This window comes from Campylobacter sp. IFREMER_LSEM_CL2127, from assembly GCF_025771745.1.
GTDB lineage: Bacteria > Campylobacterota > Campylobacteria > Campylobacterales > Campylobacteraceae > Campylobacter_D.
Map to the genome: position 1 here is coordinate 129,566 of NZ_JAKMQV010000002.1, position 18,351 is coordinate 147,916.

Below are 18,351 nucleotides of genomic sequence, written 5' to 3' on the forward strand. Positions count from 1 at the left end.
ATGTATTTAAGTGAAAAACTAGCCGAATTTATCGTAAATTTAGACTATGAAGCTATTCCTAGTGAAGTAAAGCAAAGAGCAAAAGAGCTTATGCTTGATGCACTAGGAACAGCCCTAGCTGCTAAAAATGAAGCTTGTGTTTTAAATGCAACTAAGGCTTTTGAAGCTTTAAGCGTAAATCCTAGTGAAAAAATTTGGAGTGGGGATAAAAAGCTTGATGTAATTTATGCTGCGATGGTAAATGCTATTGCAGCACATGCCCTTGATTTTGATGATACTCATACTGAAGCTATTTTGCACGCTAGTGCTATTTTAACTCCGCTTTGTTTAACTTATGGATTTAGCGTAAGTAAAGATGGAAAAAAAGTTTTAAAAGCTTTTATAGTTGGTTGGGAAATTGCTGCTAGAGTGGGTATAGCAAGCAAAGGAAGTTTCCATAAACGCGGCTTTCATACTACAGCTATAGCAGGAATTTTTGGTAGTGTAGCTGCAAGTTGTGTTTTACTTGATTTAAACAAAAAACAAATCATCAATGCTCTGGGTTTAGCAGGAAGTTTTGCAAGTGGGGTAAATGAGTTTTTATCTAATGGTTCTAATTCTAAAGTTTTACACATAGCTAATGCTTTGAAAAATGGAATTTTAGTAGCAAATTTCGCAAAAGCTAATATGAGTGGACCTTTGAGTATATTTGAAGGAAGGGATAATATCTTTAGAACTTTTGGCTTAGAAGATGAGTGTGATAAAAATGAACTTTGTAAGGGCTTGAATGAAATTTGGCAAGTAATGCAAGTATCATTAAAACCTTATCCAAGCTGTCATTTTGCACATGGGCTTATTGATTGTGCTATGAGTTTAAGAAATGATGACTTAAAAGCACAAGATATCAAAAGTTTGCATTGTTTTGTAGATGAGGTGCCAATTTCATTTATCTGTGATCCAATAGAAGCAAAATACACTCCACAAAGTGCTTATGCTGCTAAATTTTCCATGCCTTTTTTAATGGCTTTGGCATTTTTTGATGGTAAGATCACTTTAAAATCTTATGAAAATTTAAATAGAGCTGAACTAATAGAATTTGCTAAAAAAATTAGCTATGAAAAGAAAAAATCTAGCGGTTTCCCTAAATACTTTCCAGGACATTTAGAAGCTGTTTTAAATGATGGAAGAGTAATTAAAAAAGATGTACTGATTAATAAAGGAAATTTTGATAATCCTTTAAGTTTTGATGAATTAAAAGATAAATTTCTTTCTAATGCTAGCATAGCACTTTCTTTAGAAAAGGCTGAGGAATTAGTCAAAAAGCTTCAAAATTTAGAAAATCTAAATGATTTTGATTTCTAGCAATCTCATTTTTTGAGATTGCTTATTATTTTAAAAAATAAATAATTTAATTTTTTATATAATGTTTTATCTTAGTTTTTGTAAGGAAAAACATGACTTTAGATACATTAAAAGATAATGAAGAAGCTATTATAGTAGGCTTTGAAGCAGATAAACAACTCCAAGCAAGACTTTTTAGTTTTGGCTTTGCAAAAAACAAAAAAGTTAAAAAAATTCGCTCTTCTATAGCAAATTCTACTATCATGGTAGAACTTGATACAACTTGCGTGATTTTACGCTCAAGTGAAGCAAAAATAATACAAATTTCAAAAGAGTTTTAATGAAAAAAATCATCATTGCTTTAGTAGGTCAGCCAAATGTTGGTAAAAGTTTATTAATTAACGCACTTTGCAAAGCTAATATGAAAGTTGGAAATTTTAGTGGTGTTACGGTTGAAAAGGCTGAAGCTAGATTATTTTATAAAAAATATGAGTTTAAATTTATAGATTTACCAGGAACTTATGCATTAGATGGTTATAGCGAAGAAGAAAAAATTACAAAAGATTTTTTAAACAAGGGTAAATTCGATCTTGTAGTAAATGTGCTTGATTCTACAAATTTAGAGCGTAATTTGATTTTGAGTGCATCTTTAATAGAAGCTAAAATCAAAATGATTATGGCTTTAAATATGCAAGATGAAGCTAAAAATGAAGGTTTTAGTATAGATTTTAAAATTTTATCCCAACTTCTAAATACACCTTGTCTTGGCGTGTGTGCTAAAACTAAAGAAAATCTAAATGCACTTTTGGATTTAATCATTTCAACTCATGAAGCTAAATTTGAAGTCAAAGAGCGTGTTTATAGTGATATTATAGAAGAAGAACTTGCAAAAATAAGTGAATTTTTAAATCAAAATGAAATTACATATTTAGATTTTTCTACAAAAGATTTAGCACTTGCTTTGCTTAAAAATGAAGCTAATATAGTCATTTCATACACTTTGAGAAAAATACTTGATGAAGCTTTAGAAAAAATTTATATGGCATATCATAGCAAAGATATAGAAAGTATTTTTAAAGAAGAACTGATTGCTTTTGCAAATGGTATATGTGCTAAGGTTTTAAGTAAGGGTGTTAAGTATAAAAATCATACCAAAGAAATAGATTCTATTTTAATCAATAAATTTTTAGGAATTCCTATATTTTTGTTTTTTATGTGGGCTTTATTTCAACTAACCTTTACTTTGGGTCAAATCCCTATGGATTATATAGAAATGTTTTTTACTAACTTAGGTGATATGGTAAAAAATAATATTAGCAATGAATTTATCGCTTCAGCCTTAGCTGATGGTGTTTTAGGTGGGGTTGGTGCGGTTATAACTTTTTTACCAAATATTATGATTTTATTTTTTGGTATAGCCTTGCTTGAAACAACTGGATATATGGCTAGGGTTGCATTTTTATTAGATGGAATTTTATACAAATTTGGCTTACATGGTAAAAGTTTCATCCCTTTAATCACGGGTTTTGGTTGCTCAGTGCCTGCATTTATGGCTACAAGAACTTTAAAAAATAAAAAAGATAGACTATTAACTCTTTTTATTATTAATTTTATGAGTTGTGGCGCAAGACTTCCTGTATATGTGCTTTTTGTTGGAGTGTTTTTTCCTGTTGATGTGGCGGGAAATTATCTTTTTGGGATTTATCTTTTAGGTGCGTTTTTGGGTTTGATTGCAGCTAAGATTTTAAGAATGAGCGCTTTTAGAGGACAAGATGAACCCTTTGTAATGGAAATGCCAAAATATAGAATGCCAAATTGGAATTTGGTATGGTTTATGGTGTTTAACAAAGCCAAAATGTATTTAAAAAAAGCAGGAACATTTATTTTAATAGCTTCTTTGCTTATTTGGTTTGCGAGTAATTTTCCTGTACAAGAAAATAATACTCAAAATGCTTCAACTCAAGAGCTTCAGATAGAAAATAGTTATCTTGGACAATTTGGTAAAGCAATAGAGCCTATTTTTGCACCACTTGGCTTTGATTGGAAACTTAGTGTATCTTTGGTAAGTGGTTTAGCTGCTAAAGAAGTGATGATTTCTACTATGGGTGTGCTTTATTCTTTAGGGGATGAAGTTGATGAGACAAGTTTAAATTTACAAAAAGCCATAAAAGAAAACATCCCTTTTAATACAGCAGTAGCTTTTATACTTTTTGTTATGATTTATAATCCTTGTTTTGCAGCAACTATAGTTTTTGCTAAAGAAGCGGGAAATAAAAAATATGCATGGTATCTTTTTATATTTACATCTTTATGTGCGTATTTGGTTGCTTTTGTAGGGATTAATATTACTAAATTGATAATTTAATCATCTTTATGATGATTAAATTTCCATTTTTTGCTCTAAAGAGTGTTGCCAAAAGGCTGTTTCAAGTCTTACGGTAGTATAAAAAATTTCGTTTAACTTTTTAAATTTTTCTTCACTAATGCTATTTGCATAAGAATTAAAAAAGTCTTTAAATTCTTTGATTTCATCTTGAAATTCTTTACCCGCATAGGTTAAAATCCACTCTTTGTAAGGGTGATTTTCTAAACTTTTTTCATTAAGTCCTTTATAAATTTCTTCTCCTATGTATGCATAACCTATAGCACAAGCACTCAAAGCACATAGCATATCTAAATAATCTCCATTTTGCCCCACACTTAGTAAATATCTTGTATAAGCAATATTAGTTAAACTTTCATCTTTATAATCTAGTTTTTCTACATCAATACCTAGTTTTAAAATACTTCTATGAAGTTCCAATTCTCCTTCTAAAGTGTAGTTTTGATTTTTAATGGCAAATTGAATTTCTTTAGCATTATTTGCATTTAAAGCAAGCAGGGCATAGCATTTTGCGTAATTGTTTAAAAAGATATAATCTTGTTTAAGATAAAATAAAAATACATCTTTTTCTAAAGTGCCATTTTGAAGTTTTTTTACAAATTCATGATGGATGTATTGATCCCAAGTTTTTTTATTTTCTTTTATAAGTCTATCTAAAAGCATTAATTTCCTTTGTTAAAAATTAAGCTTTTATTTAAACACAGATAATTAAATTTTTCGTAATAATCTTTAATTTTTAACTTTTTAAACAAGAAATTTATTTTTTTATTGTAAAATGTGGTTTAATTTTTTAAACTAGGAGATAAAAATGGCAATTTTTGATGATGTAAAAAAAGTAGTTGTTGAGCAACTTAGTGTTGATGAAGATGCAGTTAAAATGGAATCAAAAATCATTGAAGATTTAGGTGCAGATTCTTTAGATGTTGTTGAATTAGTTATGGCTTTAGAAGAAAAATTTGATGTAGAAATTCCAGACAGTGATGCTGAAAAACTAGTAAAAATCGAAGATGTTGTTAATTATATAGAAAATCTTCAAAAATAATTTTAATTTTTAATAAGGAGTGCGGTTTGAAACGCGTTGTAGTAACAGGTATAGGAATGATCAATGCCCTTGGCTTAGACAAAGATAGCTCATTTAAAGCAATTTGTGATGGTAAAAGTGGCGTTGATAAAATCACCCTTTTTGATACCACTGATTTTCCAGTGCAAATTGCTGCTGAAGTAAAAAATTTTGACCCTTTAAGTGTTTGTGATGCTAAAGAGGTTAAAAAAATAGATCGTTTTATACAACTTGGTATTAAAGCAGCAAGAGAAGCTATGGAAGATGCTAAATTTGATGAAACTTTAAATAAAGAAGAATTTGGTGTAGTTTCAGCAGCTGGTATAGGTGGTTTGCCAAATATAGAAAAAAATTCCGTTACTTGCGCACAGCGTGGACCACGCAAAATCACTCCTTTTTTCATACCATCAGCTTTAGTTAATATGCTTGGTGGGATTATTTCAATCGAGCATGGATTACAAGGACCAAATATCTCATGCGTAACTGCTTGTGCAGCAGGAACTCATGCTATAGGTGAAGCTTATAAAAGCATAGCTTTAGGTAGTGCAGATAAAATGCTTGTAGTAGGTGCTGAAGCGGCCATTTGTGCTGTGGGTATAGGTGGCTTTGCTGCTATGAAAGCTCTTTCTACTAGAAATGATGATCCAGCTAAGGCTTCAAGACCATTTGATAAAGAAAGAGATGGTTTTGTGATGGGTGAGGGTGCTGGTGCTTTAGTGTTTGAAGAGTATGAGGCTGCTAAAAAGCGTGGAGCTAAAATTTATGCTGAGTTAGTAGGTTTTGGCGAAAGTGCAGACGCATATCATATCACTTCGCCTACTTTAGAAGGGCCATTGCGTGCTATGAAAAAAGCTTTAAAAATGGCAGGAAATCCAAAAGTAGATTATATTAATGCACACGGAACTTCTACTCCGGTAAATGATAAAAATGAAACAGCAGCTATTAAAGAGCTTTTCAAAGATCAAATTCCTTTAGTTAGTTCTACAAAAGGTCAAACAGGTCACTGTTTGGGTGCTGCTGGTGCTATTGAGGCTGTTATTTCTTTAATGGCACTTGATCAAGGTGTATTACCGCCAACTATCAATCAAATCGTAGCAGATGAAAATTGCGATCTTGACTATATACCAAATACTGCAAGAAAAAGCGAAGTTAATGTTGTAATGAGCAATTCTTTTGGTTTTGGTGGAACAAATGGTTGTGTGATTTTCAAAAAAGTAGATTAATATGGCTTCTTATTTAGATTTTGAAAAAAATATTCAGCAAATTGATGAGGATTTAGCAAATGCTAAAATCAAAGGCGATGATGAAGCAGTAAAAATTTTAGAAAAAAACCTTGAAAAAGAAACTCAAAAAGTTTATAAAAATTTAAGCGATTACCAACGCTTACAGCTTGCAAGACATCCTGATCGTCCTTATGCACTTGATTATATTCAAGCTATATTAAGTGATGCTTATGAAATTCATGGCGATCGCGCTTTTAGAGATGATCCTGCTATTGTGTGTTATGCAGGCTATATAGGTGGTAAAAAAGTTATTGTTATAGGTGAGCAAAAAGGTAGAGGTACTAAAGATAAACTTCATAGAAATTTTGGTATGCCTCATCCTGAAGGTTATAGAAAAGCTCTAAGAGTAGCAAAAATGGCTGAAAAATTTGACATACCGGTGTTATTTTTAGTAGATACTCCGGGTGCTTACCCAGGAGTAGGTGCTGAAGAGCGTGGTCAAAGTGAGGCTATAGCTAGAAATTTATATGAGTTAAGCACCCTTAAAACAATCACTATAGCAGTGGTTATAGGCGAAGGTGGAAGCGGTGGTGCTTTGGCTATAGGAGTAGCTGATAAACTTGCTATGATGAAAAATTCAGTTTTTTCTGTGATTTCACCTGAGGGTTGTGCTGCTATTTTATGGAATGATCCATCAAAAAGTGAAGCTGCTACTAAGGCGATGAAAGTAACTGCTGATGATTTAAAAACTCAAGGTTTAATTGATGATGTTATCGAAGAACCAATGAGTGGAGCTCATAGAGATAAAGAAAATGCGATTAAAAATTTAAGTGATTATGTCTTAAAAGCTATAGAAGAATTAGAACAATACGATAAACGCGAATTAGCTGCATTAAGAATGCAAAAAATCTTTAAATTTGGAGCTTTTGCTGAATGATTTGCATTTTTATGCAAATTTCAACTTTTTTTAAAAAAACTATTGTATAATTACAACTTCAATTCAGTGGTTGGATAGCTCAGTCGGTAGAGCAGCAGACTGAAAATCTGCGTGTCGGCAGTTCGATTCTGCCTCTAACCACCATCTTCGAATATACTTTTTACCTATGCATAATATCAGAATAATATTTTAAGTTTTTATAGATATAATTCTTTTTTAGTTAGAAAACGCTTATGTTTTTAATGTTTTAAGCTAGATTGGGGGGGGGGTGTATACTAAATCTGATTTTATAAATGCTATACGTAGTGTAGATATTAATGCTGGTGATTTAGTTATGGTTCATTGCGGGCTTGATCGTTTAGGTATGATTATGGAAGGTGTGAAAAATTCAGATGAACTTTCTGCTTCTATTATGGATTCCTTAATGGAAATTATAGCAGATGGAACATTGGTTGTCCCAACATTTACATATTCGTTTGGTAATAATGAAATTTTTGATCCAAAAACCACTCCTTGTCCTACTATGGGGCAATTTAGCGAATATTTTTGGAAACAAAAAGGGGTATATCGTAGTTTAGATCCATTTTTATCGGTGGCTGCCAAAGGTTCTCAGGCTGAATCTATTACTAAAATTTATGCTAATACTTCATTTGGTGAAAATTCATTTTTTGATCGTTTTACTCGTCTGGGTGGTAAGATTTTGTGTATAGGTGTGGAGTTGCGATGGGCAACTATCTTGCATTCTTATGAGGAAGAATTTAAAGTTTCGCATAGATATAAAAAATTTTTTACAGGCAATATTAAAGATAAAGATTGCATTCGAAAAATATCTTGGGTATACAATGTACGCCCACTTTGCTCTAATGCTTATCCTACTTTTAAAAGAATGATGGAAAAATGTATAGAAGCTGGATTAATTAAATCTGCACCGCTTGGAAAAGGATTTGTAAGCTCTATTAAAGCTCAAACTTATAAAGAATTTGCATTTAAACAATTTAGTAAAGATCCATGGATAACCGCCGTAGGTCCAGAATGTGATTTGATTGAAAAAGAAAAAGAGCGAACCGGCTTTCAATATTTTAATACTATATTAAATGATACAAGTATTTCAAGTTTGGTTAAAAATCTTTATAATCTCCCAAGAGATATAGTTAGTGATGGTTATGATGCTGCTCTTTATGCATTAAAATCGTTATATACTAATATGAAAATTTACAAATTTACAAGCGGGTATAAAGCTTTTGAATGGATAGTTCCTGAAAGATGGATATGTAAAGAAGCATATCTTTGCAAAATGAATGGCGAATTGGTGTTTTCTACTGATCAAAATCCCTTGCATGTTATGCGTTATTCTTTACCATTTGATGGTGAAGTTACTTATGAAGAATTACTTAAACATTTACATATGCCAAATTTAAAAAACAGCACCGATGATGAAATACTTTGCATCAACAAGCCTTATGAAAGAACTTGGGGGTTATGTTGCACAAAAAAACAAATGCAATGTTTAAAAGAATCAAGATATAAAGTAAAAATAGATAGTTTATTTTCCTATGGAGAATTAAAAGTTGGCGAGTTAGAAATTCAAGGCCAGAGTGATGAATGTATTTTATTGTGTGCAAATCTATCAAGCCCTTATCAATTTAACAATGGTTTAAGCGGTGTGATTGCTGGTTTAAAAATAATAGAAGCTCTGAGTAAGAAAAAAACATATTATTCATATAAATTAGTAATTGCTCCTGAGGATGTTGGATTTGATTGTTATTTTAGCCGTATTGATAAAAATAAAGAAAAAATTCACTTACTTGTGCTTTTAGATAATCTGGCTAGTAAAAATCCATTAAGTATAACTACATCACATAAGATTAATCTGAGTTTAAGTTCTATTATTGAGTATATATCTATTAAAAATGACACATCTGTATATGATTTTCAAACCTTTGCAAGTGATAGTTATATGTTTAATGAGTTTAAAACTCGCATGATTTATTTTTGTAGAAAATTAAATTTCAATAATGAAAAAATATTATGTGCAAATCATGCTAGTAGTTTTGATAATTTAGAAAATGCAAATTTATTAAACCTTGAAAAATCAATAGAACTTGTCTTGGAATTATTGTTTTTTTATGAAAATGACTTAAAAATTAAAAAATTTTTTTCTGGAAATTTATTTGCAGAAAATATTGATGGAATGGATTATAATAAAGATAAATTATTTTTTAATGCTTTTAATTGTAAAGATAATGAGTTGTTAAGTCAAATTGCCAAAAAGAATAAATGTGATTTAAAAGAACTCATACGAATTGCTAAACTTTTAGAAACTGCGCATTTGGTTGAATTAAAGAGGTGGTAATTTGGAAACAAAATATATTAGTGAATGTGAAATTAAAAAAAGATTAGATATAAGTAAATGTGTAAATTCCATAGAAAATATGTATAAAGTTATGAATACTGGAGCTTACACTATGGGTGGTTCAAATGCTAATTCACATGGCATGAGAATTAGCTTTGCACGAGATGATAGACAAAAAAATACATACATTGCAATGCCTGGATGGCTTGGTGGTGAATATAATTTAGTAGGTCTTAAATGGCACGGACCAAATTTACGTGGTGCAGTAGAGGGAACTACGACATATACACTTATTCTAAATGAGCCTAATACAGGTTTTCCTTTAGCTATTTTACCTGCTAATGATATTACTACTTACCGAACTGCTGCGTTAAGTTTATATGCTGCAAAGTTACTTAAAAAAGACGTTTATGAACTAGGACTCATAGGTGCTGGTCGCATACATACTGCTTTTATTCAAGGAATATTGCAAATTTACCCAAATATAAAAAAGATCAAAGTTAAAGGAAAGAGTGAGTTAGGAGTTGCTAAGTTAATCTCAGAATTTAAAAATAATACTAACATAGAGTTTTTGGTGGTTGATAACATTGAAGAAGCGGTTAAAAACAGTGATATTATTAGCATAAATCCTGGTTTTGAGTTTGATACTTTAGCTGATATGCCTATTATTCGCTCCAAATGGCTTAAAGAAAATTCACTTACAATTTGTCTTAGTTTTGTGAAATTTAGTGATGATTTTTTAATTAATGAAGCTATTAAAATAGCGGATAATTATGCAATGTATGAAAGTTATTTAGAAGAATTTGGATATCCGGTTTATCCTAAATTTTCTAGCTTGGGTAGTAGATTTATAGATTTAGTCAAAGAAAAGCGTTGCGCTAAAGATGAGATAATTGATATATTTGATATCTTAGCTGGTCGAAAAAAGGAATTATTGCAGACTAATAAACCTATGGTTTTTTCAAGCGGTGGAATGATTTGTGAGGATATTGCTGTTGCATATGATTTGCTAAAATGCGATATGGTTAGAAAGTGATAATTTTATTTTAAAAGTTAATTATATTTAGGAGAACATGATGAATGATATTTTGGAAATTTTACAAAGCATTAAGCCTGGAATAAACTTTGAAGAAAATCAAAATTTAGTTAGTGATGGGATTATTAGTAGTTTTGATATATTGCAAATTATAATGGAGTTAGAGGCTAAATTTGACATAGAAATCAAACCTCAATACATCGAATCTTCAAATTTCAATTCAATATCTGCAATAATGGCAATGGTAGAACATATTAAGAATGATAAATAATGTAGTTTGGTATTTAGAAAATTCTGCAAAATTATATCCTGAGAAAATAGCTTTTTTTACTCAAAATGATAGTATAAATTATGCTGATCTTTTGGATAAATCTAAGCGTATTGCGAGTTTTTTGCTTCATCACAAAACTAAAGCAAATTCTATTGTAGCTATTTATATGAATAAAAATATTGATTGTATTGCTATGATATTTGGTTGTGCAATGGCAAGGGTTGCTTATGCTTTTATAGATATTGACCATCCTAAAAATCGTATAGAAAAAATGCTTGAAATTATTGAACCTAAATTTATTTTTACTAATACTGCGCTTTTTGATGATATTTCAAAGATTACAAATAGAGAAATTGTTGATATTGCTAAGGTATTAAATTATGAAATCCAAAATGATGTTTTGGAAAAAATACAAAGTCAGTATGAGCCATATGATATTCTTGATATAATTTTTACTAGTGGAAGCACAGGTTTACCAAAAGCCGTGGTTAAAACTCATTCTAATGTACTTTATTTCATCCCTGTGTTTGTTAATGAATTTAAATTTTCAAGCGATGATATATTTGCAAATCAAGCTCCGTTTGATTTTGATGTAAGTATTAAAGATATCTATAGCGCAGTATATCTTGGAGCTAGTGTTTTTTTAATAGATAAATATCTTTTTACATCTCCTGTGAAATTAGTAGAATTGCTAATACAATATAAAATAAGTATATTAATTTGGGCTGTAAGTGCTTTAACATTGCTTTCATCATTTAGAGTTTTTAAGTATTGCACTCCCATAGGTATAAAAAAAGTTCTTTTTAGTGGCGAAGTTATGCCATTAAATCAGCTAGATATATGGCAAAAAAACCTACCCAAAACTGAATTTGTAAATTTGTATGGACCAAGTGAAATTACTTGTAATTGTGCTTTTTATAAAATAAAAAATGATTATTGTTTGAAATATAAAAAACTTCCTATAGGTAATGCTTTTAGAGGACAAAAAGTTTTTTTATTAGCTTTTGATAACGATGGCAAGCCATATGAAGTAAAGAAAAAAGATGAAATAGGTGAAATTTGTGTTAGCGGGCCAAATGTTGCACTTGGATATTATAAAGACTTTAAACGCACCAATGAAGCCTTTATACAAAATCCTTTAAATTTAAAATATTATGAGAGAACTTATAAAACCGGTGATATGGGAAAATACAACGAACAAGGAGAATTAGTATTTCAAGGACGTAATGACTTTCAAATTAAACATTTGGGACGCCGGATAGAACTTGGAGATATAGAGATTGCGACTATGGGTATAAAAGGTATTGAACTAGCCTGTGCTATTTATGAGTGTGATAAAATATATTTATTTTATAGTGGGATGCTTAGTGTTGATGATTTGATACAATATCTTAAAAATCAATTAATCTCATATATGCTTCCATCGGTATTTTTTAAACTAGAAAATTTACCACTGAATAAAAATGGAAAAATTGATAGAGCTAAATTAAGGGAAATGATATATGAAAAATGAAGAATTGTTAAATATTGCTAAAAAACATAGCACTCCAAGTTTTTTATTTGATATTCAAGCTCTTTTAAGTCGTATTAAAGCTATGAAAGATATTTTAGATAATAAATACGAACTATGCTTTGCAATGAAAGCAAATCCATTTTTGACTACTTATATATCAAAAAATATTGAGAAAATAGAAGTTTGTTCTCCAGGAGAATTACAAATTTGTATAACATTAAATATTCCAGCATCGCAAATTATATATTCTGGTGTTGTAAAAGGATATGATGATGTAGTGCTTGCATTAGAATATGGTGTAAAAGCTTTTACTGCAGAATCTTTAAATCAACTAGAACTCATAAATAAATGTACTCTAGATCTTGATAGTAAAATTTGTATATTGTTAAGACTTTCGACTGGATCGCAATTTGGTATGGGTAAAAAGGATATTATAAAAGCCATAAATATGTTACATAAATATCAAAATATTAAGTTTAGTGGTTTGCATTATTATGCTGGTACGCAACGTAAAAAAATAGATTTGCAATTAAAAGATCTAAATTTGTTATTAGATTTAAAAAATGAAATTACAAGTATTATAAAAATGGATGAGTTTATCATTGAGTATGGTCCAGGACTTAATGTGAGCATGTTTGAAGATGATGATTTTAGTGATACTTTAAAACCACTAAGTATTTTAAAAACCAAACTTGATGAATTAAATCTTGATAGAGTTAAAATGCGTATTGAGCTAGGTAGGTTTATGGTTCAATATTGCGGATACTACTTAGCTAGTATTTTGGATGTAAAAAATACAGGAGAATGTGATTATTGTTTGCTTGATGGCGGGATAAATCATGTTAATTATTATGGTTCTATTATGGGAATGAAAATTCCTATTATGCGTCATATATCAATAAATAGTAATGCTTATAAACAAGAAAAAGATTATTGTATATGTGGGGCTCTTTGTACAAGTGGAGATGTGCTAGTTAGAAGAAAACAGCTTGATAATCCTCAAATAGGCGATTTGATTGTTTTTGAAAATATTGGTGCTTATAGTGTTACAGAGGGTATATATTTGTTTTTAAGTCGTGCATTACCAAAAGTTTTATTACTTGATAATAAAAATATACTAGTAGCTAGAGATTTTAAAGAAATTTTTGAATTAAATTTTTAATTTTTATTATAAAAATTATCTAGTTCTTGAAGTTCGCTTTCATTAAATCCTGCTTGAATTCTAGCTGTTTTGTTATATACTTTTCCTAAAAGATTAAATTCTTTATATTTGGCACAAAGATCAATATAATTATCATTTTCGTTTTTTGCATAATTCCACCAAAAATCCCCTTTATTTACATGTTTAATCTCATCATTTAGTATAATGGTAAAAATTTCACTAAATAAACTTTTTATGGGATGATTAGTTGTGTTTAATTTTTCTAAAACAAAAGGATTAGCATCAAGTCCTTTTGCTTCAAGTCCTCTATGCACTATGCCCATTCTATGAGCAAGATTATCTTTGGTTAAAAATAAGGCTTTTTCAAGATTATCATGTGCATGGAAATCTCCATATTTAAAACCAAGTTCATTTAAAGTTTTTTCTAAAAGTAAAAAATGCTTAATTTCCTCATCAGCTACTTCAAGCCAATCTTGATAAAATTTCAATGGCAAGTTTTTAAACCTATAGCTAGCATCTAAAGCCAAGTTTATAGCACTATATTCTATATGTGCAACTGAATGTAAGATTTTAGCTAAAGATAAAGTGCTATTTGCTTCTTTTGGACGTCTTATTTTCATAGGATGAAGGATTTTAACTTGTGAGTTTTCACAAATGATCGCTTTATGGGAATGATTAAAATCATACAAATTAGATTTGAAATTTTCATAAAATTCATTAAATAATTCAATCTTTTTAAAAATATCCTTATGATATAAAATTTTTTCTAATTCTTCAAAGAAATTTCTTTTCATTTTTAAACCTTGTTAAATATTATATAAGATAAAAAAGTATAATATAAAAATTTTGAAAATTTAAAAAGGTTTGCTAAAAATATGTTTAATGTCATACATGCTCTTTTTTTTAGAGAGTTAAAGACAAGATTTGGTATTAATAAATATTTAGGCTATTTTTGGGTAATCGGAGAGCCTATGATGGTGGTTTTGATAATCACTTCTATTATAGCAGCTATTAGAGAATTTCATCATCAAATCATGCCTGAAGGTGTTTCTATCTTTTTATTTTTAGCAGTAGGAATTATACCTTTTTTTATGTTTAGAAGTATTATTAATCAACTTTTAAATGGTATAGGTGCAAATTTGGCACTATATGCTTACAAACCAGTAAGACCTATACATGTTTTTATTGCAAGAGCATTGCTTGAGTTTTGCATTTATTTTACTATTTTTATTTGTGTAATGTTTTTAGCAGGATGGTTTTTGCATATGCAAGTTATACCTAAGCATTTTTTAGAAGTGATGTTTTCGCTTTTTTTGCTTATAGTGTTTGGTTTTGCTATGGGAATGTGTTTTGCTATAGTAGGACATTTTGCGGAGCCTTTAAAAATGGCATTGGGTTATTTAAATGCTATTTTATATTGGACTTCTTTGGTGGTATTTCCTGTGTGGGTAGTTCCCAAACCTATTTTAGATATTTTATATTACAATCCACTTTTACATATTATGGAACTTTTAAAATATAATTTTTTTCAAAATTATCCATTACTTGATGATTATAATTACTACTATCCTATTGTATGTTTAAGTGTGATTTTGTTTTTAGGATTGTTTTTTTATTATTTTACTAGAGAAAAGTTGATAGCGGTACGATGATAAAATTAGTTAATTTAACCAAATCTTTTCCTTTGCGTAATGGTGGAAGGCATTATGTTTTTAAAAATTTAAGTTTTGAATTTCCTGAAAATTGCAGTATAGGTTTAATGGGGCGCAATGGTGCTGGAAAATCAACCTTAATGAAACTTTTAAGTGGTTCCTTGCTTCCTGATAGAGGTAAAATTATAACTAATAAAAAACTATCTTGGCCTTTAGGTTTGGCAGGTGCTTTTCAACACAGACTTTCAGCAAGGGACAATGCGCGCTTTGTGGCTAGAGTATATGGTTATAAAGGAAAGGCATTAGAAGAAAAGATTAAATTTGTTGAAGATTTTGCTGAGCTTGGTAAATTTTTTGATGAGCCTATGAATACTTACTCAGCAGGCATGAGTGCTAGGATATCTTTTGGCTTAAGTATGGCATTTGATTTTGATTATTATTTAATCGATGAGGCAGGTGCTGTGGGAGATCCTAAATTTAGAGAAAAAAGCTCTAGAATCTATAAAGAAAAATTAAGTAGATCAAAAGTTATCATGGTTTCACACAATGTAGCTGAAATTAAACAATGGTGTGATAAAATTATATTTATGCAAGATGGACAAGCTACTATATATGATGATGTAGATGAAGGTATAGCGGTATATCAAGGAAAAATAAATGCAAATAGATTTATCAAAAAAGTTTAAAAATTTAGAAATATTTAATTCTTTCAAAATAGTGTTGATTTTAACGGCATTTGTTATATTTTATTATGTTTTTATAGCAGCAAATCGCTATGTGAGTGAAAGTGTTTTAAGTGTGAAATCAACTACTTCGGATAGTAGTACAGCAGTAAGTGGATTAGCCGCATTATTGACGAATAATTCTTTTTCTACTGAAGACTTAGTTTTTTTAAAATCTTACATTCATTCTTTAGATATGCTAAATATTTTAGAAGAAAAAATTCAAATTCGCGAGTTATATCAAAAGCAAAAACTTGATTTTTTTTATAGTATTTCTTCATCAGCTGACCAAGAAGAGTTTTTAAAGTATTATCAAAACCGTGTTAAAATTACTCAAGAAAATTCAGCTAATGGACTTTTGCGCGTAGAAGTAGAAGGTTTTGACCCACAAAGTGCACATTTAATAGCTTCAACTATAGTTAAAGAAAGTGAAAAATTTATCAATGAAATTTCACACAAAGCTGCAAGAGATCAAATGCAATTTGCTGAAGAAGAACTTTTGCAATTTAAAAAAAGATATCAAAAGGCTAAAGATGAGCTTTTAGCTTTTCAAAATAAATATGGAGTATTTGATCCACTTAAACAAGCAGAAGGTACTCTAAAACTCATAGCCGAACTTGAATCAAAAATAGCAGCTAAAGAAGCTGAGCTTTTGATGATGCAAAGCTATATAAATGATAATGCACCGCAAATTGTCACTATAAAAAGTGAAATCACAGCTTTAAAAAAACAACTTCAAAAAGAAAAATCTAAAGTTTCATCATCAAAATCCTCTCAAAAACTTAATGATCTTGTAGCTAAATTTCAAGATCTAACCATAGAGGCAGGTTTTGCAGAAAGTGCTTATACAGCTGCATTAAAAGCTTATGAGAGCGCTAGGATTGAAGCTCTAAGAAAGATAAAACAAGTGGTTATAGTGCAAAGTCCAAGTTTACCTCAAAGTGCTAAATACCCAGAAGCTTTGTATAATATACTCACGGCTTTTATGATTTTATCTTTGATTTATGGAATTGTTAAATTTATTAAAATGATTATAGAGGAGCATAGATACTAATGAAAAAGATATTTTTGTTTTTACTTTTACCTTTGTTTTTATTTTCTGCGGTAGATGTTTCTCAAATTGCGAAAATTCAAAATCAGCCATTGGCTCCATCTTTAGAGCCACAAATTATAAATTACGATAGCAACCAAAGTGATTTTAACCAAACTCAAACTCCGATTACTAAAGTATTTGGTGCGCATTTGTTTAATGGAAATTTTACTAAATTTACCCAACATGTTTACAACCCTGATTATAAACTAGCAGTGGGCGATAGGATTAATGTAAAAATTTGGGGTGCAGTAGAGTTTATACAAACCTTAACAGTAGACTCTCAAGGAAATATTTTTATACCAAAAGTAGGTGCGATTAATCTTTTGGGTGTGAAAAATAGTGCTTTAGTGCAAGTCATTACAAAAGCTATTAATAAAATCTATAAAAGCAATGTTTATGTATATGCAGATATGGATATTTACCAAAATGTATCGGTATTTGTTACAGGAAATGTAAATCAACCAGGCCTTTATCAAGGACTAAGTTCAGATTCTATTATACAGTATTTAGATAAAGCAAGTGGAATTAATTTAGAATATGGTAGCTTTAGAGATATTCAAATTTTAAGAGATAATAAAGTCATTAAAAAGGTAGATTTATATGACTTTTTACTTAAAGGCCAGCTTGATCTTTTTCCTTTTAGAATGGGCGATGTGATCTTAGTGGGTAGTGTGCAAAAGTATGTTTTTGTAGAAGGAGATGTGCAAAAGCCTTTTAGATTTGAGCTCAGTAATGATATTTTAAATTTAGAAGATATAGCCAAAGTCGCAGGAGCTAAACCTATAGTAACTAATGCTGTGGTAAAAAGCTATAGAGATGATCATAAATTACATGTGGATGCTTACAGCAAAAAGCAGTTTTTAGGTGTGAAGTTATATAATGGCGATGAGATAGAGTTTAGACCTGATTATACAGCACAAAATATTAGCATTAGTATAGAAGGTGAGCATAGTGGTTTGCACTCAGTGGTGATAAAAAAAGGTACAACTTTAGCTGAACTTGCTAAAATGATTACAGTTAATGATCAATCAAACATTAATGCCTTGCAGGTTTTTAGAAAAAGTGTAGCGACTACTCAAAAACAACTTATAGAAGCCCAACTTAAAGAGCTTGAAACATTAGCTCTAACAAGTTCTTCAGTCAATGCTGAGCAAGCTAGCATTAGAGCTACTCAAGCTAAGACGATTTTAGAATTTATTGCGCGTGCAAAGCAAGCCCAACCAAAAGGACAAATCGTTATAGACAATGTCAAAGCGTATAATTCTATAGTATTAGAAGAGGGTGATGTAGTAAATGTACCTAGTAAAAATAATCTTGTTTTGGTTCAAGGTGAAGTTTCTATACCAGGTGCATTTGTATATATGGATAAAGAAAAATTAAGATATTATATCAACCTAGCAGGTGGTTTTAGCGATAGAGCAGATATATCAAGAGTTTTAGTTATCAATGCTAATGGTAAAGCAACTAAATACAGCGGTAGAAGCTCAGCAGATATCAAAGCAGGAGATTCTATTTTAGTTTTACCAAAAGTAGATAGCCAAAATTTACAAATTTTTAGCATGCTAACACAAATTTTATATCAAATAGCTATTGCAACTAATGTAGTGTTAAATATATAGGAATTTA

Annotated in this window: 17 protein-coding genes and 1 tRNA gene; 16 read left to right on the forward strand and 2 right to left on the reverse strand. The window is 29.9% G+C overall.

Going from position 1 to position 18,351, the window contains the following annotated elements; all coding sequences use genetic code 11:
• The 3 genes from L8V77_RS02390 (at position 1) to feoB (ending at position 3,685) form a co-directional block, all read left to right on the forward strand.
• Complete coding sequence (locus tag L8V77_RS02390; RefSeq protein ID WP_263706532.1) at positions 1 to 1,341, forward strand: MmgE/PrpD family protein; 1,341 nt, start codon at positions 1 to 3, stop codon at positions 1,339 to 1,341.
• Positions 1,342 to 1,433: 92 nt separating this feature from the next.
• Positions 1,434 to 1,661, forward strand: a complete 228-nt coding sequence (locus L8V77_RS02395; RefSeq protein ID WP_039625344.1) for a FeoA family protein — start codon at positions 1,434 to 1,436, stop codon at positions 1,659 to 1,661.
• Entirely contained in the window at positions 1,661 to 3,685 is a 2,025-nt protein-coding gene (feoB, locus tag L8V77_RS02400; RefSeq protein ID WP_263706533.1) for a ferrous iron transport protein B, read from the forward strand. Before L8V77_RS02395 ends, feoB begins: the two co-directional genes overlap by 1 nt.
• Before the next feature lie 15 nt (positions 3,686 to 3,700).
• Here feoB and tenA read toward each other — a convergent pair whose 3' ends face one another.
• On the reverse strand, positions 3,701 to 4,366 hold the full coding sequence (gene tenA, locus L8V77_RS02405) for a thiaminase II (protein ID WP_263706534.1): 666 nt from the start codon (positions 4,364 to 4,366) through the stop codon (positions 3,701 to 3,703).
• 145 nt (positions 4,367 to 4,511) lie between these two features.
• Between tenA and acpP the strand changes: the two genes are divergently transcribed.
• The 9 genes from acpP (at position 4,512) to L8V77_RS02450 (ending at position 13,258) form a co-directional block, all read left to right on the forward strand.
• Positions 4,512 to 4,745, forward strand: coding sequence for an acyl carrier protein (gene acpP, locus L8V77_RS02410; protein ID WP_039617517.1), 234 nt, complete (start codon positions 4,512 to 4,514; stop codon positions 4,743 to 4,745).
• A gap of 26 nt (positions 4,746 to 4,771) precedes the next feature.
• Positions 4,772 to 5,986 carry a beta-ketoacyl-ACP synthase II gene (locus L8V77_RS02415; protein WP_263706535.1) on the forward strand — a complete coding sequence of 405 codons (1,215 nt, stop codon included), beginning with the start codon at positions 4,772 to 4,774 and terminating at the stop codon, positions 5,984 to 5,986.
• Position 5,987: 1 nt separating this feature from the next.
• Positions 5,988 to 6,923 carry an acetyl-CoA carboxylase carboxyltransferase subunit alpha gene (locus L8V77_RS02420; RefSeq protein WP_263706536.1) on the forward strand — a complete coding sequence of 312 codons (936 nt, stop codon included), beginning with the start codon at positions 5,988 to 5,990 and terminating at the stop codon, positions 6,921 to 6,923.
• Between the two features lie 68 nt (positions 6,924 to 6,991).
• Positions 6,992 to 7,067: transfer RNA gene (locus L8V77_RS02425), tRNA-Phe, on the forward strand.
• Positions 7,068 to 7,191: 124 nt separating this feature from the next.
• Complete coding sequence (locus tag L8V77_RS02430; protein WP_263706537.1) at positions 7,192 to 9,276, forward strand: DUF4910 domain-containing protein; 2,085 nt, start codon at positions 7,192 to 7,194, stop codon at positions 9,274 to 9,276.
• Between the two features lies 1 nt (position 9,277).
• Positions 9,278 to 10,312, forward strand: coding sequence for a hypothetical protein (locus L8V77_RS02435; RefSeq protein ID WP_263706538.1), 1,035 nt, complete (start codon positions 9,278 to 9,280; stop codon positions 10,310 to 10,312).
• A gap of 40 nt (positions 10,313 to 10,352) precedes the next feature.
• Entirely contained in the window at positions 10,353 to 10,583 is a 231-nt protein-coding gene (locus L8V77_RS02440; RefSeq protein ID WP_257937924.1) for a hypothetical protein, read from the forward strand.
• Positions 10,573 to 12,096, forward strand: a complete 1,524-nt coding sequence (locus L8V77_RS02445; RefSeq protein ID WP_263706540.1) for an AMP-binding protein — start codon at positions 10,573 to 10,575, stop codon at positions 12,094 to 12,096. The genes L8V77_RS02440 and L8V77_RS02445 overlap by 11 nt, the downstream gene beginning before the upstream one ends.
• Positions 12,086 to 13,258, forward strand: a complete 1,173-nt coding sequence (locus L8V77_RS02450) for a diaminopimelate decarboxylase family protein (RefSeq protein WP_263706542.1) — start codon at positions 12,086 to 12,088, stop codon at positions 13,256 to 13,258. The genes L8V77_RS02445 and L8V77_RS02450 overlap by 11 nt, the downstream gene beginning before the upstream one ends.
• On the opposite strand, the gene L8V77_RS02455 is transcribed toward L8V77_RS02450, so the two are convergent.
• Entirely contained in the window at positions 13,255 to 14,052 is a 798-nt protein-coding gene (locus L8V77_RS02455) for a ferritin-like domain-containing protein (RefSeq protein ID WP_263706543.1), read from the reverse strand. The genes L8V77_RS02450 and L8V77_RS02455 overlap by 4 nt on opposite strands.
• An 81-nt stretch (positions 14,053 to 14,133) precedes the next feature.
• On the opposite strand from L8V77_RS02455, the gene L8V77_RS02460 reads away from it, so the two are divergent.
• Genes L8V77_RS02460 through L8V77_RS02475 form a run of 4 tightly spaced genes read left to right on the forward strand, consistent with a single transcriptional unit; the run spans position 14,134 to position 18,344 of the window.
• Positions 14,134 to 14,910: an ABC transporter permease gene (locus L8V77_RS02460; RefSeq protein WP_263706544.1), complete on the forward strand. Its 777-nt coding sequence runs from the start codon at positions 14,134 to 14,136 to the stop codon at positions 14,908 to 14,910.
• Positions 14,907 to 15,596 carry an ABC transporter ATP-binding protein gene (locus tag L8V77_RS02465; RefSeq protein ID WP_263706545.1) on the forward strand — a complete coding sequence of 230 codons (690 nt, stop codon included), beginning with the start codon at positions 14,907 to 14,909 and terminating at the stop codon, positions 15,594 to 15,596. The genes L8V77_RS02460 and L8V77_RS02465 overlap by 4 nt, the downstream gene beginning before the upstream one ends.
• Positions 15,568 to 16,686 (forward strand): capsule biosynthesis protein, encoded by a 1,119-nt coding sequence (locus L8V77_RS02470; RefSeq protein ID WP_263706546.1) that lies wholly within the window; start codon positions 15,568 to 15,570, stop codon positions 16,684 to 16,686. The genes L8V77_RS02465 and L8V77_RS02470 overlap by 29 nt, the downstream gene beginning before the upstream one ends.
• Positions 16,686 to 18,344 carry a polysaccharide biosynthesis/export family protein gene (locus L8V77_RS02475; protein ID WP_263706547.1) on the forward strand — a complete coding sequence of 553 codons (1,659 nt, stop codon included), beginning with the start codon at positions 16,686 to 16,688 and terminating at the stop codon, positions 18,342 to 18,344. Before L8V77_RS02470 ends, L8V77_RS02475 begins: the two co-directional genes overlap by 1 nt.
• Positions 18,345 to 18,351: the final 7 nt, after the last annotated feature.

Excerpts from the sequence above, each read along its gene's own strand:
- tenA (WP_263706534.1), bottom strand. The coding sequence starts at position 4,366 with ATGCTTTTAGATAGACTTATAAAAGAAAATAAAAAAACTTGGGATCAA.
- L8V77_RS02440 (WP_257937924.1), top strand. The coding sequence starts at position 10,353 with ATGAATGATATTTTGGAAATTTTACAAAGCATTAAGCCTGGAATAAAC.
- L8V77_RS02395 (WP_039625344.1), top strand. The coding sequence starts at position 1,434 with ATGACTTTAGATACATTAAAAGATAATGAAGAAGCTATTATAGTAGGC.
- L8V77_RS02420 (WP_263706536.1), top strand. The coding sequence starts at position 5,988 with ATGGCTTCTTATTTAGATTTTGAAAAAAATATTCAGCAAATTGATGAG.
- acpP (WP_039617517.1), top strand. The coding sequence starts at position 4,512 with ATGGCAATTTTTGATGATGTAAAAAAAGTAGTTGTTGAGCAACTTAGT.
- L8V77_RS02465 (WP_263706545.1), top strand. The coding sequence starts at position 14,907 with ATGATAAAATTAGTTAATTTAACCAAATCTTTTCCTTTGCGTAATGGT.
- L8V77_RS02460 (WP_263706544.1), top strand. The coding sequence starts at position 14,134 with ATGTTTAATGTCATACATGCTCTTTTTTTTAGAGAGTTAAAGACAAGA.
- L8V77_RS02390 (WP_263706532.1), top strand. The coding sequence starts at position 1 with ATGTATTTAAGTGAAAAACTAGCCGAATTTATCGTAAATTTAGACTAT.
- feoB (WP_263706533.1), top strand. The coding sequence starts at position 1,661 with ATGAAAAAAATCATCATTGCTTTAGTAGGTCAGCCAAATGTTGGTAAA.
- L8V77_RS02455 (WP_263706543.1), bottom strand. The coding sequence starts at position 14,052 with ATGAAAAGAAATTTCTTTGAAGAATTAGAAAAAATTTTATATCATAAG.
- L8V77_RS02450 (WP_263706542.1), top strand. The coding sequence starts at position 12,086 with ATGAAAAATGAAGAATTGTTAAATATTGCTAAAAAACATAGCACTCCA.
- L8V77_RS02470 (WP_263706546.1), top strand. The coding sequence starts at position 15,568 with ATGCAAATAGATTTATCAAAAAAGTTTAAAAATTTAGAAATATTTAAT.
- L8V77_RS02445 (WP_263706540.1), top strand. The coding sequence starts at position 10,573 with ATGATAAATAATGTAGTTTGGTATTTAGAAAATTCTGCAAAATTATAT.
- L8V77_RS02475 (WP_263706547.1), top strand. The coding sequence starts at position 16,686 with ATGAAAAAGATATTTTTGTTTTTACTTTTACCTTTGTTTTTATTTTCT.